Genomic DNA, 17,470 nt, shown 5'->3' on the forward strand with positions numbered 1-17,470 from the left:
GCGCACGTCACATTCCCTGCTCTACGGTCCTTCCGTCACCGTCAGGACGGGAGGACGGCCAGTGCGTACGACATCACCCCGAACGATCGCCATCTGGACCGCCGTTGCGCTCATCGGCGCCGCCGGCTGGACCCTGCTCGCACTGGGCCGCGGCGAGGAGGTCTCGGCGGCCTGGATGGTGGCCGCCGCCCTCGGCACGTACGCCATCGCGTACCGCTTCTACTCACGGTTCATCGCCACGCGCGTGCTGCGGGTCGACAAGACCCGCGCCACCCCCGCCGAGCGGCTGAACAACGGCATCGACTTCCACCCCACCGACCGCCGCGTCCTGCTCGGCCACCACTTCGCGGCCATCGCGGGCGCAGGACCGCTGGTCGGGCCGGTGCTCGCGGCGCAGATGGGCTATCTCCCCGGCACGATCTGGATCATCGCCGGGGTGGTCTTCGCGGGCGCCGTGCAGGACATGGTGGTGCTCTTCTTCTCCACCCGGCGGGACGGGAAGTCGCTGGGGCAGATGGCGCGCGAGGAGATCGGCCCGTTCGGCGGGGCCGCCGCGCTGCTCGCCGCCTTCGCCATCATGATCATCCTGCTGGGCGTACTGGCCCTGGTGATCGTCAACGCGCTGGCCGCGTCCCCCTGGGGCACCTTCTCCATCGGCATGACGATCCCGATCGCCCTCATCATGGGCGTCTACCTGCGCTTCCTCCGCCCAGGCCGGATCACCGAGGTCTCCCTCCTCGGCATCGCGCTGCTGCTCCTCGCCCTCGTCGGCGGCCGCTGGGTCGCGGAGTCCTCCTGGGCCGACACCTTCACCCTCCAGCCGAGGACCCTGGTCATCTGGCTGGTGGCGTACGGCTTCATCGCCTCGGTGCTCCCCGTCTGGACGCTGCTCGCGCCCCGCGACTACCTCTCCACCTTCATGAAGATCGGCACGATCGGGCTGCTGGCGCTGGGTGTCGTGATTGCCCTGCCGAATCTGAAGATGGACGCGGTGACGGACTTCGCGAGCCGCGGCGACGGCCCGGTCTTCGCCGGCTCCCTCTTCCCCTTCGCCTTCATCACCATCGCCTGCGGCGCGCTCTCGGGCTTCCACGCGCTGATCTCCTCGGGCACCACACCGAAGATGGTGCAGAAGGAGACCCAGATCCGGATGATCGGGTACGGCTCGATGCTGATGGAGTCGTTCGTCGCGGTGATGGCGCTGGTGGCCGCGTCCATCATCGACCCCGGCCTGTACTTCGCGATGAACGCCCCGGCGGGCGTCATCGGCGACTCCGTCCAGTCCGCCTCCCAGGCGGTCGCCCAGTTCGGTTACTCGATCTCCCCGGACCAACTGACGGCCGCGGCCAAGGCCGTGGAGGAACAGACACTGCTGTCCCGCACGGGCGGCGCGCCGACGCTGGCCGTCGGGGTGTCGGAGATCTTCTCGCAAGTGGTGGGCGGCGCCGGAATGAAGGCGTTCTGGTACCACTTCGCGATCATGTTCGAGGCCCTCTTCATCCTGACCGCGCTGGACGCGGGCACGCGAGTGGGCCGCTTCATGCTCCAGGACATGCTGGGCAACGCCTACAAGCCGTTCCGGGACATCAGTTGGAAGCCCGGACTGGTGCTGTGCAGCGCGGCCGTGGTGGGCCTGTGGGGGTACTTCCTGTGGGTGGGCGTCCACGAGCCGCTGGGCGGCATCAACCAGCTCTTCCCGATCTTCGGCATCTCCAACCAGTTGCTGGCGGCGGTCGCGCTGGCGGTGTGCACGACGCTGCTGGTGAAGTCCGGCCGGCTGAAGTGGGCCTGGATCACGGGCATACCGCTGGCCTGGGACGCGGTGGTCACGCTGACCGCGAGCTGGCAGAAGGTCTTCTCCGGCGACCCGAAGGTGGGGTTCTTCACCCAGCGCGCGGTCTACCAGGACGCGATCGACGCGGGAAAGGTGCTGCCGCCCGCGAAGTCGATGGACGACATGCACACGGTCGTCACCAACTCCACGGTGGACGGGGTGCTGTCGGCGGTACTGGCCCTGCTCATCGTGGTGGTGATCGCCGACGCGGCCCGCATCTGCGTCCGCCACCTCCGCACACCGGACGCGACCCCGCTCCACGAGGCCCCCTACGTCGCCTCGCGCCTGCTCGCCCCGGCCGGCCTGATAGCCACCCCGGAGGAAAAGGCAGAACTGGCAGCGGCCGCGCCCGAGGAGGCGAGGAGGTGAGCGGCCCGGCACGGACGGCACGCGGAGCGCCCGAGCGGAGGGCCGCCGCTGTGGGGCGGCGGGCGCAAGGCCGCCGGTGGGGGGCCGTCGTGACGCAGTGGGCACGTGGCATCGGGCGGAGGGCCGGGTCGGCTCGGAGGCCGGGTGCGGATAGGGGGGCCGCCGTGGTGGCGCGGTGGGCGCGTGGGGTTCGGTGGTACGTGCGGGAGTTGACCGGGGAGTCGGCGTACGACCGGTACGTCGAGCACCTCCGCGGGCATGACCCGGACGCCCCGGTGCCCACCCGGGCCGAGTTCGAACGCCGCAGGACGGACGCGAGGGAGGCCGACCCCCGCTCGGGCTTCCGCTGCTGCTGATCCGGGGCCCGGCACCGAAGGCGGGGGTGAGGTGGAGGTGGAGGTGGAAGTGGAAGTGGAGGTGGAGGTGGGAGGGGCGGGGGGGAAGCCCCCCCGAAGCGCAGCCCCCTCTGCCCCCACTCCCGCCCCCACCCCCCAAACCGTTTCCGTACCGATATGCGGACAGCTGGTGACGGCGAGTGCTCCGCGCGCTTAGATTTCCTGGCCATTACGTATGTGATCGCCAGGGATGGAGCAGCGGATATGTCAGAGCCAGCCGAAACACCCCGTTCCGGGCCGATCGTCACGCCCACACGTGTGGTGGCCGGCCTGTGCCTGCTCGCTCCGTTCGTGGCGATGCTCTGGGTGAGTTCGTACGCGAAGGTCGAGCCGACGCTGATCGGCATCCCGTTCTTCTACTGGTACCAGATGCTGTGGGTGCTGATCTCGACGGCGCTGACGATGATCGCGTACAAGCTCGTGCAGCGTGAGCAGCGTGAGCTTCGCGCCCGTAAGGACGGTGCGTCGAAGTGATGACCATGGCAACGAACTTCCCCGCCACCGCGGCCGTCCCGGCCGTTCCGGGCGGCAACGCGCTCGCGGCGGACACGAACGGCGGCGTGAACGGCATCGCGCTGGCCGTCTTCATCTTCTTCTTCATCGCCGTGACGGTCATGGGCTTCCTGGCCGCCCGCTGGCGCAAGGCCGAGCAGTCCGACAACCTCGACGAGTGGGGCCTGGGCGGCCGCAGCTTCGGCACGTGGGTGACGTGGTTCCTGCTGGGCGGTGACCTGTACACCGCGTACACCTTCGTGGCGGTGCCCGCGGCGATCTACGCGGCGGGTGCGGCCGGCTTCTTCGCCGTCCCGTACACGATCCTCGTCTATCCCCTGATCTTCACCTTCCTGCCCCGCCTGTGGTCGGTGTCGCACAAGCACGGGTACGTCACCACCTCGGACTTCGTGCGCGGCCGCTTCGGCTCCAAGGCCCTGTCGCTGGCCGTCGCGCTGACCGGCATCCTCGCCACGATGCCGTACATCGCGCTGCAACTCGTGGGTATCCAGGCGGTGCTGGACGTGCTGGGCGTCGGCGGCGGCGAGAGCACGAACTGGTTCATCAAGGACCTACCGCTGCTGATCGCGTTCGGCGTGCTGGCCGCGTACACCTACTCCTCCGGGCTGCGCGCGCCCGCGCTGATCGCGTTCGTCAAGGACGGCCTGATCTACCTCGTCATCGCGGTGGCGATCATCTACATCCCGATCAAGCTGGGCGGCTTCGAGCACATCTTCCACACGGCGGGCGACGCCTTCGCGCAGACGAACCCGGCCACCGGCAAGCCGCGCGGCGAGCTGGCGAGCGGCCCCAACGCGCAGTGGGCGTACGGAACGCTGGCGCTCGGCTCGGCGCTGGCGCTGTTCATGTACCCGCACTCGATCACGGCCACGCTCTCCTCGCGCAGCCGCAACGTGATCCGCCGCAACACCACCATCCTGCCGCTGTACTCGCTGATGCTCGGCTTCCTCGCGCTGCTGGGCTTCATGGCGATCGCGGCCGGGATCAAGGTGAAGAACGGGCAGCTGGCGATCCCGCAGCTGTTCGAGAACATGTTCCCCGACTGGTTCACGGGCGTGGCGTTCGCCGCGATCGGCATCGGCGCGCTGGTGCCCGCCGCGATCATGTCGATCGCCGCGGCGAACCTCTTCACCCGCAACATCTACAAGGACTTCCTCAAGCCGGGTGCCACGCCCGCGCAGGAGCACAAGGTCGCCAAGCTGGTGTCGCTGCTGGTGAAGGTCGGCGCGCTGGCGTTCGTCCTGACGATGGACAAGACGGTGGCGATCAACTTCCAGCTGCTGGGCGGCATCTGGATCCTGCAGACCATGCCCGCGCTGGTGGGCGGCCTGTTCACCCGCTGGTTCCACCGCTGGGCGCTGCTCGCGGGCTGGGCGGTCGGCATGGTGTACGGCACGCTCGCGGCGTACGGCGTGGCCAGCCCCACCCAGAAGCACTTCGGCGGCTCGAACGCGGTGATCCCCGGCATCGGCGAGATCGGCTACATCGGCCTGACCGCGTTCGTACTGAACGTCCTGGTGACGGTGGTCCTGACGGTCGTCCTGCGGGCCGTGAAGGCCCCCGCCGGCATCGACGAGACCTCGCCCGAGGACTACACGGCGGACATCGGCGACAAGGGCGTGCAGGCCGAGCTGCCGCCGGCCACCGCGGGCGCGGCGCACTGACGCCACTCCCTCCGCACGACAACGGGCAACGGGCCGCCGGGAAATCCGGCGGCCCGTTGCCGTGTCCGGCTCGGCTCAGTCGGTTCCGGCCCAACTCCCCCGCCCTCGCGGGGCTCGGACGGACGGCACCGACCACAGCACTGACAGTCACGTCGCGACACAAGATATGGGGACGCTCGCGCGAGGCGACACAAGATGTATGCTCGTCCTCGCTGTCGCCGCAGGGGAATCCGGTGCGAATCCGGAACTGTCCCGCAACGGTGTGCTGAGTGGGCATTTGCGCGCTCGCCGAGTCCGAGGACCTGCCGACGGTACGCCCGTTTCCGTTCCGGTACGGGCGTCGAGACGTCCGGGCTCCGTGGGATGGGCCGGTGGACGCTGCGTGGTGTGCCCGCGTGCCCGGCAGGGCTCCGGCGCGGCTGCCCGTATGCCTCCGTCACCCCTCCCCGGCCCCAGCCGAGTGAGGAGAGCACAAGGTGACCATCGCGCCAGCGGAGTCAGCACAAGAGGCGCAGACGGTACAGGCGGCACAGGAGGCGCGGGCGACGACCGCGCGGCCCGGCGACAGCACCCAGGACGGCCCCGGTACGGCCCTGCTGCGCACCCTGACCGACCTCACCGCCGACCTGCCGGCCACCGATCCCGGCAAGATCGCCGCGGCCGCGCTGCGCGGCCGGCACGCCGGCTCGGACGAGGCGGAGCTGCGCGAGCTGGCGATGGAGGCCGCGGCCGGGCTGATCGGCGACGAGCCGCAGTACTCCAAGCTGGCCGCCCGCCTGCTGACCGCCGCGATCGCCGAGGAGGCCGCGGGCCAGGGCGCGACGGGCTTCGCCGCGTCGGTCGCCACCGGTCACCGCGAGGGCCTGATCGCCGACGGCACCGCGGAGTTCGTCCGTACCCACGCCGCCCGGCTGGACTCCCTGGTCGAGCAGGCCCTCGCGGACGGCGCCGACGACCGCTTCGGCTACTTCGGCCTGCGTACGGTCTACTCCCGCTACCTCCTGCGGCACCCGCTCACCCGCCAGGTCATCGAGACCCCGCAGCACTTCCTGCTGCGCGTGGCCTGCGGCCTGGCCGAGGACCACTCGGACCGCGCCGTCCAGGACGTCGCCGCGCTCTACGCGCTGACCAGCACGCTCTCCTACCTGCCCTCCTCCCCCACGCTCTTCAACTCCGGCACCCGCCACCCGCAGATGTCCTCCTGCTACCTGCTGGACTCGCCGCTGGACGAGCTGGACTCGATCTACGACCGGTACCACCAGGTCGCGCGCCTCTCGAAGCACGCGGGCGGCATCGGCCTCTCGTACTCCCGCGTGCGCGCCCGCGGTTCGCTGATCCGTGGCACCAACGGGCACTCCAACGGCATCGTCCCGTTCCTGCGGACCCTTGACGCGAGTGTCGCCGCGGTGAACCAGGGCGGCCGCCGCAAGGGCGCGGCCTGCGTGTACCTGGAGACCTGGCACGCGGACATCGAGGAGTTCCTGGAGCTGCGCGACAACACCGGCGAGGAGGCGCGGCGTACGCACAACCTCAACATCGCGCACTGGATCCCGGACGAGTTCATGCGCCGCGTCGAGGCCGACGCGGACTGGTCGCTGTTCTCGCCGGCGGACGCGCCGGAGCTGGTGGACCTGTGGGGCGCGGAGTTCGACGCCGCGTACCGCAAGGCCGAGGCCGAGGGGAAGGCCATCAAGGCGGTCCCGGCCCGGACGCTGTACGCGCGGATGATGCGGACCCTCGCGCAGACCGGCAACGGCTGGATGACCTTCAAGGACGCCGCCAACCGCACCGCGAACCAGACCGCCGAGCCCGGCCGCGTCGTCCACTCCTCCAACCTCTGCACGGAGATCCTGGAGGTCACCGACGACAGCGAGACGGCCGTCTGCAACCTCGGCTCCGTCAACCTCGCCGCGCACCTGGGCGCCGACGGCGACATGGACTGGGAGCGGCTGGACGCCACCGTCCGTACCGCCGTGACCTTCCTCGACCGCGTGGTGGACATCAACTTCTACCCGACCGAGCAGGCGGGGGCCTCCAACTCCCGTTGGCGCCCGGTCGGTCTGGGCCTGATGGGCCTGCAGGACGTCTTCTTCCGCCTCCGCCTGCCGTTCGACTCCCCCGAGGCGCGCGAGCTGTCCACCCGTATCTCCGAGCGGATCATGCTCGCCGCGTACGAGGCGTCCGCCGACCTCGCCGAGCGGCACGGCCCGCACCCGAACTGGTCCGCGACCCGCACCGCCCGCGGCGTGCTGCACCCCGACCACTACCCGAACGCCGAGCCCCGCTGGGCCGACCGCTGGGCCGCGCTGCGCACCCGTATCGCGGCGACCGGGATGCGAAACTCACTCCTTCTGGCGATCGCGCCCACCGCGACCATCGCCTCCATCGCGGGCGTGTACGAGTGCATCGAGCCGCAGGTCTCCAACCTCTTCAAGCGCGAGACGCTGAGCGGGGAGTTCATGCAGGTCAACGCGTACCTGATCGAGGAACTCAAGGCGCTGGGGCTGTGGGACGCGCGCACCCGTGACGCGCTGCGCGAGGCCAACGGCTCGGTCCAGGACGTCCCCTGGATCCCCGCGGAGATCCGCGCGCTCTACCGCACCGCCTGGGAGATCCCGCAGCGCGCGCTGATCGACATGGCCGCCGACCGCACGCCGTACCTGGACCAGAGCCAGTCCCTGAACCTCTTCATGGCGGCGCCGACCATCGGCAAGCTCAGCTCGATGTACGCGTACGCCTGGAAGCGCGGCATCAAGACCACGTACTACCTGCGGTCGCGCCCGGCGACCCGGATCGCGCAGTCGGCCCGCGGCACGGCCGCCGCCACCCTCCCCGTACAGCAGGCGACCGACCCCGAAGCGATCGCCTGCTCCCTGGAAAACCCCGAGTCCTGCGAGGCATGCCAGTAATGACCACCGCCCCCGTGAAGAAGAACCTGCTCGACCCGGGCTTCGAACTCACCCTGCGCCCCATGCGGTACCCGGACTTCTACGACCGTTACCGCGACGCGATCAAGAACACCTGGACCGTGGAGGAGGTCGACCTCCACTCCGACGTGGCCGACCTCGCCAAGCTCTCGCCGGGCGAACAGCACCTGATCGGCCGCCTGGTCGCCTTCTTCGCGACCGGCGACTCGATCGTCGCGAACAACCTGGTCCTCACGCTCTACAAGCACATCAACTCCCCCGAGGCGCGCCTCTACCTCTCGCGGCAGCTCTTCGAGGAAGCCGTGCACGTCCAGTTCTACTTGACCCTCCTGGACACGTACCTGCCCGACCCGGACGACCGCGCCGACGCCTTCGCCGCCGTCGAGAACATCCCCTCCATCCGCGAGAAGGCGCAGTTCTGCTTCCGCTGGATGGACTCCGTCGAGAAGATCGACCGCCTGGAGACCAAGGCCGACCGCCGCCGTTTCCTGCTCAACCTGATCTGCTTCGCGGCCTGCATCGAGGGACTGTTCTTCTACGGTGCGTTCGCGTACGTCTACTGGTTCCGCTCGCGTGGCCTGCTGCACGGCCTGGCGACGGGGACGAACTGGGTGTTCCGCGACGAGACCTGTCACATGAACGCGGCGTTCGCCGTTGTCGACACCGTGCGGGAGGAGGAGCCCGACCTCTTCGACGACGACCTCGGCCGACAGGTCACCGACATGATGCGCGAAGCCGTCGAGGCTGAGCTGCAGTTCGCCGAAGACCTCTGCGGCGACGGCCTGCCCGGCATGAACACCGCGTCGATGCGGGAGTACCTGCAGTGCGTCGCCGACCAGCGCCTGCAGCGGCTCGGCTACGCACCGGTGTACGGCTCGGAGAACCCGTTCTCCTTCATGGAGCTGCAGAACGTCCAGGAGCTGACGAACTTCTTCGAGCGCCGCGCCTCGGCGTATCAGGTGGCGGTCGAGGGCTCGGTCTCCTTCGACGACGACTTCTGAGCCGCAGCGTCTTCGGTCCGGTCGGCGCGGGCCGCCTTCGGAAGGGGCGGCCCGCGCGGGTCAGCCGTTGCGCCGCGGAACCACCTCGACGAGGTCCGGGTCGAACGGAGCGTTCCGTGGGCGGCTCTTGGGAAGCGGATGCACGACGACCTTCTCGATCACTGCCGCGATCGCCTGCCTCTTCCGGCAGACATCGAAACCGGCCCATCGCTCCCGCGTGAATCCGGCAAGCAGCGGTGTCTCCCGCTCGCAGGAAAGCTGCGCCGCACAGGGGGAGCTGTCGACCAGCCTGTCCGCAGAGCGCGCTTCCAGGAGATCGAGTACGGCGGACTCGACGTGGGCGTCCACGAGATCCACTCGCCGCCCGACCTTGCGGCAGCCGGCGGCCGAGCATCTGTACGACGCATACCGGTTGGTGCCGTGCGGGGGATGGCCGCCCATCTTGAACCCGCACGCCTCACCACGGTCACCGACGTGACCGCATCGCAAGAACCCGGCCAGCAGGTACTTCCGCTTCTGGTCCGCCCGGGCCGCGCGTGCTCTCCGCTCACCGCCGGGGCCGTTGCCCCGGGAGCGGGAACGGTACGCGGTCTTGTAGTCGGGACGTGAAGCGTCGGGGGAGTACCAGCGGTCGCAGCGCTGAATGAGCGCGGACCACTCCGCAGGCGTGGCGATGACTTCCCAATGGCCGATCACGGGCTCTCCCGTCTCCCGGCTGCGTACCAGGAGGCCGTCGACGATGCGGTAGCCGCAGATCGCCGGGTTCGTCACCATCGCCTGCACCGTGGGAACCGTCCATGGTCCGCCACGCACGGTCGGCACCGCCTCGGCGGTCAGCCAGTCACCGATGGCGGTCCACGCCTCACCGGCCAGCGCCCGATCGACGGCTTCGCGCAGGTACGGGGCTTCGCGCGAATCCAGGAGCGTGTTCGTCGGCCGCTGTGCCCGGGCATCCGGCCCCAGCCAGCCGAATCGCCGCGCACCTCCCGTTCCCCGCCCTTCGCGCGCACGGTCCCGTACGGAGCGCCTTCTTCGTGTGCTGATCCGGGCAGTCTCCGTCTCACCGCACAGGTGTCCCGCTTCGCCTTCGAGCCGCGCCAATTCGGCCCGGACGTCCACGAACTGCTCGCTGTCCACCCAGTAGAGGCAGGTGTCTCCGTGCGCCGCCAGCGCACGGCATATCTGCAGGTGGTCGGCGGGCAGCCGCACCAGGCGCTCCTGCTCGACCGCGACGATCCCGCGGACGCGGATCCCCTCGGCCGTACGTCCCGCACGAATGTCCCGCAGCAGGCGCAGAAAGGCAGGCCGCTCCACGTTCGGATCGGCGGCCGTGATGCCGATGTCCGTGTACCTGTAGACGACGTCCAGCCCGAGCTCGACAGCTGCGGCTTCATTGTTGGCGTGCTGACGCCCGGCCGCCAGAGCCGCCTCCCCACCACCGCGGCTGATGCGCGCGTACGAGACGACGGGTCTCCGCCTTGTCGACCACTGATCCGGTCCTCGGCCGATCGACGGTGCTTCCGCCACCCCGGGGTGAGGTCCCCAATACGATGCGGCCACCGTTCGCCCCCTCCGCATGACACTTTCGTCCTGTGTTCGTACAAACGAACAGCAGGGTGCGACGTCACGGGAGGGGCGTCACGGGGTTGTTGGGCGCGTCAGTCGTTGGCCACGACCGGGTACCGCGGCGTGCCCTCTGCCATTTGCTTCAGGACGTCCTTGCGGTCGCGCTTGGAGAGGCGGTCGATGTAGAGGTAGCCGTACAGGTGGTCGGTCTCGTGCTGGAGGCAGCGGGCGAAGTAGCCGGTGCCCTCTACGGCGATGTCGTTGCCCTTGATGTCCTGGCCGCGGACGACCGCGTAGTCGGGGCGGGCGAGCTCGGCGTAGGCGCCGGGGACCGACAGGCAGCCCTCGTTGGAGTCGTCCAGTACGCGGCGCTCGGCGGGCAGCTCGTCCAGGACCGGGTTGCAGACCACGCCGACGTGGCGTACGCCCTGGTCGTCCATGCAGTCGTAGACGAAGACCTTCAGGTCGACGCCGATCTGGTTGGCGGCCAGGCCCACGCCCTCGGCGGTGCGCTGGGAGGCGAACATGTCGTCGACGAGCTTCGCGAGCTCGTCGTCGAACTCGGTGACGTTCTTGCACTCCTTGTGGAGCACCGGGTTGCCGACCACGGTGATCGGGCGGGAGGTGCCGCGCTCGCGGTGCGCCTTCTCGCGCGCGTCCGCGTCGGTCACGTCATCGATGAACTCGGTGTCCACCTTCTGGTCGCCGTCCTGATCAAACCCAGTTTGCTGCGCCATGTCCGCCGCACGCCTTCCGCGATGTTCCGCAAAGATTCTTCTTAGCTGCCAGTACAGCAACCCGTACAGGGTACGGGGGCCCGCCGTGCGCCCGTGGCCGCAGGGAACTCAGCAGACCTCTTCGAGGTCCCGCCACTCGCGGGTGTCCGGGCTGTCGGCGACCCAGCCGTCCAGCAGGCCGCGTACCAGCCCGGCGGGCGCGGCGATGCCGCACTCGCGCTCGGGCACCCACAGGGAGCCGGAGCCGGCCGTGCGGTGCCCGAGCGGGCCCGGGTGGCCGGGCTCGCTGTGGTCGTGCGGGTCCAGGTGCTCGCCCTCGCCCTCGTCGCTGGGCATCCGGCTCTCGGAGCAGGTGCGACAGAGCAGGCGGACGGAGGAGGACCAGTCCTCGGCGGCGTACCCGGCGTCCGCGGCCAGCCGCTCCAGGGCGTCCCGGTCGGCCTCGCCGGCGGCCTCCAGGAGGACGACCCAGGTCGGCACCGGGGAGGGGGCCCACAGCTCGATCTCGTCGAAGACGGGGTAGGAGGGCCCGGCCGTGGTCGTGCGCTCGCCGTGCGGGACGCCGTCGTGCAGGACGACCTCGCCCCAGCGGCGCCCGGAGGACGGCAGCGGGATGGAGAGCACCTCGATGCGGGCGGGGTCCAGCCGGCGGCCCCAGACGACCTCGGCCTCCCCCTCGGGCGAGAGGCGGACGGCGGCGCTGCCCAGCTGCATGCCGCGCGGCTCCCCGGAGGGCGCGCCCTCGCCGGGCACGTGCAGGCCGTACGCCTGCCAGGCGCGGCGGGCCAGCGGCCAGTCCTGCAGGGCGGTGGCCGCGATGCCCACGTTCCACCAGTCGGGGGCCCCGGCCTCGCGCTCCAGCAGGGCGACGGCGCGCAGGCCGGCGGTGCGCGCCTGCTCCCAGTCGTGCCGGAACTTGTGCAGCAGGGCGAGGTTGAACCAGGACTCCGACAGCCACGGCTCCATGTCGGCGGCGCGGGTGAGCAGCGCGCCCGCGTCCTCGTAACGGCCGTCGCCGATCAGCGTGAAAGCGCGGTCGGTCGCCTGCCGCCACGAGGCGGAGGGCCGGTGCCGTACCTTGCCGAAGATCTTCACGATTCCCGCCTGCCGATTGCTTCCTTGGTGCCGTCCGGCGGACGGCCGAGGGCTCACTCGACAACCTGCCACAGTTTGCCGCCGGGCTCAGCCCGATGACCGGCGCCCCCTGCCGCTCCTTGCCTCGCGCAGCCCCCTCGGCCCCGCTCCCCGGGGCCTCCTTCGCATCCAACCATGCCCATATCCGAGGCCGCTCATTACCCATCGGTTCTGTGACCTTGAACCGGTACCCCGATACCTGACGGCTACCCCTGTGGGCACCGCGCACACGGCGGGAAGCGCCGGTCAGGCCGGTCCGAGGGGCCGGGAGAGCACCCGGGCGAGGGCCTCCACCACACGGGCTTCGAAGTCCTGTGCGGTCGACAGGCGCAGCCGTTCCAGTGCGCGCAGCGTGGCCCCGGGGCCACCGTCGCCGCCCGCGAGGTCGTCGTAGGCGTTCACGGTGCGCACGATGCGGGCGGGCAGCGGCTGCTCCCGGAACGGATCGGCCTGCCGCTCGACGATCACCGCGACCTCGGCGGGCACCCCGGTCTGGCGGACGACGGCCCCGCCGAGCAGGGCGATCCTGCGCTGTTCGGCGGCGGGCAGCCCGGCGGTGGCGCCGCCGGTCACCGGGTCCACGAGGGAGAGCTGTCCGATGTCGTGCATCAGGGCCGCGTATTCCAGGACGTTCAAGTCGGCCTCTCCGAGGCCCAGTTCCCGGCCGACGGCGCGGCTGAGGACGGCGACCCGGCGGGCGTGGCCGGGCGGGGTGTAGCCGGCGATCTCGGTGGCGCGGGCGAGGGAGGCGATGGTCTGCCGGTACGTGGCGCGCACGGCGGCGTAGCGGCGGAAGGAGAACTGGGTGAGGAGGAGCGGCAGGCAGAAGACGGGCAGTGCCCACAGCCCGGCGACGGCCGTGGCCAGCGCGATGACCAGGCCGGTCGCGCAGATGGCCGAGCCGATGCCGAGCAGTGCGCGCAGTTCGTCGCGGAGGAGGGGGCCGTACGGCCAGCCGGTACGGGCCCTGGCCAGGGCCGCGGCGAGCACGGCGTCGCACAGGGCGGTGAGCACGAGGATGCCGAGGAGGTAGCAGGTGTAGTACGTGCCGTCGCCGATCCAGGCGGCCAGCCGGCCGGTGTTGTACAGGGGCTGGAAGCAGGTCGCGGCGAAGCCGACGGTCAGGACGCGGCGGGCGATGTGGTCCAGGGCGGGGCCCCGGCCGAGCGCCACATGGGGGACGAGGCCGATGAGCCCGGCCGCGACGACGACGGCGACGGTCTGCAGGACGCCGTGCGAGGTGGGCCGCCCGGCGACCTCGCCGAGCAGGGCGTAGGCCAGTGCTCCGGCGACGCCGAGCGGGGCGCTCTCGCGGTCTCCGGGCAGCGCGCCGGCGCCGCCGCGCGCGGGCGGTCCCGCGCCCCAGCGGGCCAGCTCGCCGACCGCTATGAGGGCGCCGAAGGCGAGCGCGATGCCGGGGTCGGTGAGGCCGTGCCAGAGGGTGTGGCCGAGCGCGAGGCAGGCGAGGGCGCCGGCCGCGGCGTGGACGAGGGCGACGGCGTGGGGGGTGCCGGTGCGGTACGGGACGGCGGGCGGGTCGCTGCGGCCGGCCGCAGCGGTCCGCGGCGCGGCGCCGTTCACCGCTCGCCCTTGGCGGCACCGGGGTGGGGCGTCGCGCCGGCACCGGGCAGCGCTGCGTTACCGGGCACCGCGGAAGTACCGGCTGGGGGTACGGCCCCCGGGGTGTGGCGCCTGCGCAGGGGGGCGCCCGTGCGCCGGGGCGGCGGCAGGGCGGGCCCGTCGGCGCCCGCGGTGACGACCTCGGGCTGCCAGCCGTGCCGGGCGAGCGCGGCGACCAGGGCGCGGACCATACGGGGGTCGAGCTGGGCGCCCGCGCTGCGGCGCAGCTCGGCGACGGCGGCGGCGACCGGGCGGGCGCGGCGGTAGGAGCGGGTGGAGGTCATCGCGTCGAAGGCGTCGGCGACCGCGACCACCCGGGCGAATTCCGGGATCTCGCGGCCCCGGAGGCCGTAGGGGTAGCCCTTGCCGTCCATGCGTTCGTGGTGGTGCAGGATCGCGGCCCTGGCCTCGCCGAGGAAGCCGATGCCGCGGACGATCTCGTGGCCGTACTCCGGGTGCAGCTCGATGACGCGGCGCTCCTCGGAGGTGAGCGGGCCGTCCTTCTGGAGCAGCCGGGTGGGCACGCCGAGCTTGCCGACGTCGTGCAGGATGCCGGCGAAGCGCAGTACCTCGAGGCGGTCCTCCGCCATGCCCAGCTCGCGGGCGATCATCACCGAGGCGCGGCCGACACGTTCGCTGTGGCCGCGGGTGTAGCGGTCCTTGAGGTCGACGGCCTGGACGAGGGCGCGGATGGTGGCCTGGTGCGCCGCGCGCTCGCGGTGGTACTGCGCGAAGACCCAGCAGGAGATGTACATGGGCAGCAGGACGAGGAGGGCGGCGGCCGGCCCGTAGGAGCTGCGCCAGAGGACGGCCATCATCAGCCCGGCCAGGCCGTGCACCAGGTGCGGGGCGAGCGAGCGGAGCAGCAGGCCGCGCCAGGCGGTGCGCGGCGGGTGCCGCTCGGCGGCGACCAGGACGCCGCCGTCCAGGACGGCGAGGACGGCGCAGAACGCGGTGGTGGCGGCCGCGGCGGGCAGCAGCGCGTAGGGGAATTCGGGGGTGAGGACGGCGCGGCTGCCGCCCGCGCCGAAGACCTGGGCGGCGGCCCAGGCGGCCAGGGCCAGCTCGGCGGCGTGCCAGACGCGGCGGGCGGCGGGCGAGCGCTCCGCGGTACCGGCGAGGAGCGCGCCCGGCAGAGCCACCAGGGCGGCAGCGGCGGGCGGCAGCAGGAAGACCCCGGCGAGCAGCACGGGGCAGCCCCATCGGGACGGCATGCCGTCGCCGTGCCCGGGAGCGCCGCCGGGGCGGGAGCCGCGGGCCAGGGCCCGGGACAGCGGGCAGTCCCGGACGCGCTCGCAGCCTGCGTAGAGCACGGCGAGCAGGGCCACGGTGAGCCAGGGGGTGCCCGCGGCGGGCAGGACGGCGGGGGCGGCACAGCCGGCCGCCGCCAGGACAGCACATCCGATGTACGCGTACGCGCCCATGGGCAGCTGCCGCATGGCGCCCTCCTCCCCGTACCGAGCGATGTCGCTTCAGGTCCGGTGAGCTTAGAAGGCGTGAGCGGCGCGTGCGGGCGCATCCGGGGATTGGGTGGGGCTCCTCAGCCAGCCCTCACCCGATGGAGTGACCCGGCGCGTTATTCGGCGCGCGCCGCCCCGGTGCGTGCATCGGTTTCGGTCGGTCCGGCCTGGTGCCCGGGGCCCTCGGCAGCGGCCGATTCCTGTGCCTGTTCGAGCACGCTCTTCTCGGGCACGGCCTCGCCGGACCGGATCAGTTCGATCCGCCCCATGACCTTCGAGCGCAGGTCGGTGGGCACGTCGTCGTGGCCGCAGCAGCGCTTGACGAGCTTCTTGACGGCCTGTTCGAGGCCGTACTTCTCCAGGCAGGGCGAGCACTCGTCGAAGTGCTCCTCGAACTTCGTGCACTCCCCGTCCGGCATCTCGCGGTCGAGATACTCGTACAGGTGGTCAAGGACCTCGGAGCAGTCCGTCTCGTGCGGGTCTCCGCAGCTCATGATGTGGAGCCTTTCCGATCGTGCGGCTGCTTCCCCGAAGCAGTCGCAGCGCCCGCCCCGGCCGGGACCAGCCCGCGGTCACGGGCGTAGTCCTCGAGCATGCCGCGCAGCTGCCGGCGGCCACGGTGCAGGCGGGACATCACCGTGCCGATGGGGGTTCCCATGATGTCGGCGATCTCCTTGTACGCAAACCCCTCCACGTCCGCGAGGTAGACCGCTATGCGGAATTCCTCGGGGATCGCCTGGAGGGCTTCCTTCACGTCCGAATCGGGCAGGTGGTCCAGCGCCTGCGACTCGGCGGAGCGCAGGCCCGTGGACATGTGCGACTCGGCGCGCGCGAGCTGCCAGTCCTCGATCTCCTCGGCCGCGCTGCGCTGCGGCTCCCGCTGCTTCTTGCGGTAGGAGTTGATGAAGGTGTTGGTCAGGATGCGGTACAGCCACGCCTTGAGGTTGGTGCCCTCGCGGAACTGGTGGAAGGACGCGTACGCCTTGGCATACGTCTCCTGCACCAGGTCCTCCGCGTCCGCCGGATTACGCGTCATGCGCAGCGCGGCGGAGTACATCTGGTCCAGGAAAGTGAGCGCGTCGCGCTCGAAGCGCGCATTGCGCTCGGCCTCCGACTCGCCCTTCGCCTCCGTGCGGGCAGCCTCCGGCTCGCCCTCGTTACGTGCTTGTGCCGTGCCGTCGGTCCCTGCGTCGGTACCGCTGACCGGACCCACCTCCTCCAACACCGTGCCGGATCCGGATGCGGATCCGCTCGAATCGGAGAATAGACGACGATCCCGTACCAGCGCCGCTCCAGCCGTGACGTGGTGTCCCGCGTGGAGCTGTGCCGGATCCGGCACCGTCCAGCCGGTGCCCTGCGGTCGGGCCGGGCATGCGATCCCCATGCGGTGGACTCCCATTCCTCGTGCGTACCAGTGCGTACCTGCCTACGCCTCGGACAACAGAGCGGGGGCGCCGTGCATTCCCACGCCTCTTCGGAGGCGCCTCACCGGCCTTCGGGGGCGCCGCACCGGCCCTCGGGGGCGCCGCACCGGCCCTCGGGGGGCGCCGCACCGGCCCTCTTCAAAGGCGCCGCGCCGGTCAGTCGGGCAGCCCGACGAGCCACTCGGCAGCCGCCTCCACGATCAGCATGAGCGCCGCGTCCTGGTCGATGGGGGCCTTCTTCGGTACGGCGAAACCGTGATCGGCGTGCGGCACCTCGACGATCTGGGTGCCCTCGGGGAATTCGTCGGGGCGCCCGAAGGGGTCGCGGCCGCCCTGGATCACCAGCGTGGGCACCCCGGCGCCGGTGAGCTCGTCGGCGCGGGACTTTTCCGGCTTGCCCGGCGGGTGCAGCGGGAAGCTGAGGGCGAGCACGGCGTGCGCGCCGAGCTCCCGCGCCGTACGGCAGGCCACCCGCGCCCCCGCACTGCGCCCGCCCGCGACGACCGGCAGCCCGGGCTTCCGCAGCGCGGGCCACAGCGCCGTCCAGGCCGCGTCCAGGGTCTTCGGCGCGGGCGCCAGCTTCTTGCCCGCCACCCGCCAGGGCTGCTCGACGAGCGCGACCGTGACGCCGCGCTCCGGGAGCGCCGCGGCCAGCGCCGCCAGGTCCCGCGCCTCGATGCCGCCGCCCGCGCCGTGGCTCACGGCGAGCACCGTGCGCGCCGTGCCCTGGGCGTGGTGCCAGGTGATCCGGGCCTCGCCCGCCGGTGTGCCGACCGTCTCGCTCTCACTCATGGGGCCATCCTGCCCCGGGCGGCCGCGCCCACCG

General features: G+C 71.5%; 14 protein-coding genes and 1 riboswitch. Of the genes, 6 read left to right on the forward strand and 8 right to left on the reverse strand.

What is annotated here, in order from left to right; translation table 11 throughout:
• The first annotated feature begins 61 nt into the window (after nucleotides 1-61).
• From ACIGXO_RS10300 to ACIGXO_RS10325, 6 genes are all read left to right on the forward strand, one after another.
• Nucleotides 62-2,203: a carbon starvation CstA family protein gene (locus tag ACIGXO_RS10300; protein WP_399783108.1), complete on the forward strand. Its 2,142-nt coding sequence runs from the start codon at nucleotides 62-64 to the stop codon at nucleotides 2,201-2,203.
• Nucleotides 2,204-2,367: 164 nt separating this feature from the next.
• Entirely contained in the window at nucleotides 2,368-2,559 is a 192-nt protein-coding gene (locus ACIGXO_RS10305; RefSeq protein WP_399783111.1) for a YbdD/YjiX family protein, read from the forward strand.
• A 243-nt stretch (nucleotides 2,560-2,802) separates the two neighbouring features.
• On the forward strand, nucleotides 2,803-3,072 hold the full coding sequence (locus ACIGXO_RS10310; protein WP_399783113.1) for a DUF3311 domain-containing protein: 270 nt from the start codon (nucleotides 2,803-2,805) through the stop codon (nucleotides 3,070-3,072).
• Nucleotides 3,073-3,158: 86 nt separating this feature from the next.
• Nucleotides 3,159-4,775: a monocarboxylate uptake permease MctP gene (gene mctP / locus ACIGXO_RS10315; protein WP_399783849.1), complete on the forward strand. Its 1,617-nt coding sequence runs from the start codon at nucleotides 3,159-3,161 to the stop codon at nucleotides 4,773-4,775.
• A gap of 182 nt (nucleotides 4,776-4,957) precedes the next feature.
• A riboswitch (cobalamin riboswitch) is annotated at nucleotides 4,958-5,100 on the forward strand.
• A 151-nt stretch (nucleotides 5,101-5,251) separates the two neighbouring features.
• Nucleotides 5,252-7,684 (forward strand): ribonucleoside-diphosphate reductase subunit alpha, encoded by a 2,433-nt coding sequence (locus ACIGXO_RS10320; protein WP_399783116.1) that lies wholly within the window; start codon nucleotides 5,252-5,254, stop codon nucleotides 7,682-7,684.
• Nucleotides 7,684-8,703 carry a ribonucleotide-diphosphate reductase subunit beta gene (locus tag ACIGXO_RS10325; RefSeq protein WP_399783852.1) on the forward strand — a complete coding sequence of 340 codons (1,020 nt, stop codon included), beginning with the start codon at nucleotides 7,684-7,686 and terminating at the stop codon, nucleotides 8,701-8,703. Before ACIGXO_RS10320 ends, ACIGXO_RS10325 begins: the two co-directional genes overlap by 1 nt.
• A gap of 60 nt (nucleotides 8,704-8,763) precedes the next feature.
• On the opposite strand, the gene ACIGXO_RS10330 is transcribed toward ACIGXO_RS10325, so the two are convergent.
• The 8 genes from ACIGXO_RS10330 to ACIGXO_RS10365 form a co-directional block, all read right to left on the reverse strand.
• Nucleotides 8,764-10,281 (reverse strand): recombinase family protein, encoded by a 1,518-nt coding sequence (locus ACIGXO_RS10330; protein WP_399783119.1) that lies wholly within the window; start codon nucleotides 10,279-10,281, stop codon nucleotides 8,764-8,766.
• Between the two features lie 80 nt (nucleotides 10,282-10,361).
• Nucleotides 10,362-11,006: a peptide deformylase gene (def, locus tag ACIGXO_RS10335; RefSeq protein ID WP_399783122.1), complete on the reverse strand. Its 645-nt coding sequence runs from the start codon at nucleotides 11,004-11,006 to the stop codon at nucleotides 10,362-10,364.
• Between the two features lie 108 nt (nucleotides 11,007-11,114).
• On the reverse strand, nucleotides 11,115-12,101 hold the full coding sequence (locus ACIGXO_RS10340; protein ID WP_031067431.1) for a hypothetical protein: 987 nt from the start codon (nucleotides 12,099-12,101) through the stop codon (nucleotides 11,115-11,117).
• A gap of 285 nt (nucleotides 12,102-12,386) precedes the next feature.
• The gene (locus tag ACIGXO_RS10345) at nucleotides 12,387-13,721 is read right to left on the reverse strand and encodes an HD-GYP domain-containing protein (RefSeq protein WP_399783125.1); all 1,335 of its coding nucleotides are present in this window, start codon (nucleotides 13,719-13,721) and stop codon (nucleotides 12,387-12,389) included.
• Nucleotides 13,718-15,199, reverse strand: a complete 1,482-nt coding sequence (locus ACIGXO_RS10350; RefSeq protein WP_399783128.1) for an HD-GYP domain-containing protein — start codon at nucleotides 15,197-15,199, stop codon at nucleotides 13,718-13,720. Before ACIGXO_RS10350 ends, ACIGXO_RS10345 begins: the two co-directional genes overlap by 4 nt.
• A gap of 137 nt (nucleotides 15,200-15,336) precedes the next feature.
• On the reverse strand, nucleotides 15,337-15,714 hold the full coding sequence (gene rsrA / locus ACIGXO_RS10355) for a mycothiol system anti-sigma-R factor (protein ID WP_399783131.1): 378 nt from the start codon (nucleotides 15,712-15,714) through the stop codon (nucleotides 15,337-15,339).
• Nucleotides 15,711-16,433 carry a sigma-70 family RNA polymerase sigma factor gene (locus tag ACIGXO_RS10360; RefSeq protein ID WP_399783854.1) on the reverse strand — a complete coding sequence of 241 codons (723 nt, stop codon included), beginning with the start codon at nucleotides 16,431-16,433 and terminating at the stop codon, nucleotides 15,711-15,713. Before ACIGXO_RS10360 ends, rsrA begins: the two co-directional genes overlap by 4 nt.
• Before the next feature lie 367 nt (nucleotides 16,434-16,800).
• On the reverse strand, nucleotides 16,801-17,436 hold the full coding sequence (locus tag ACIGXO_RS10365) for an alpha/beta family hydrolase (protein ID WP_223731977.1): 636 nt from the start codon (nucleotides 17,434-17,436) through the stop codon (nucleotides 16,801-16,803).
• Nucleotides 17,437-17,470 lie beyond the last annotated feature (34 nt).

The organism is Streptomyces sp. NPDC053542 (assembly GCF_044544685.1).
Lineage (GTDB): Bacteria > Actinomycetota > Actinomycetes > Streptomycetales > Streptomycetaceae > Streptomyces.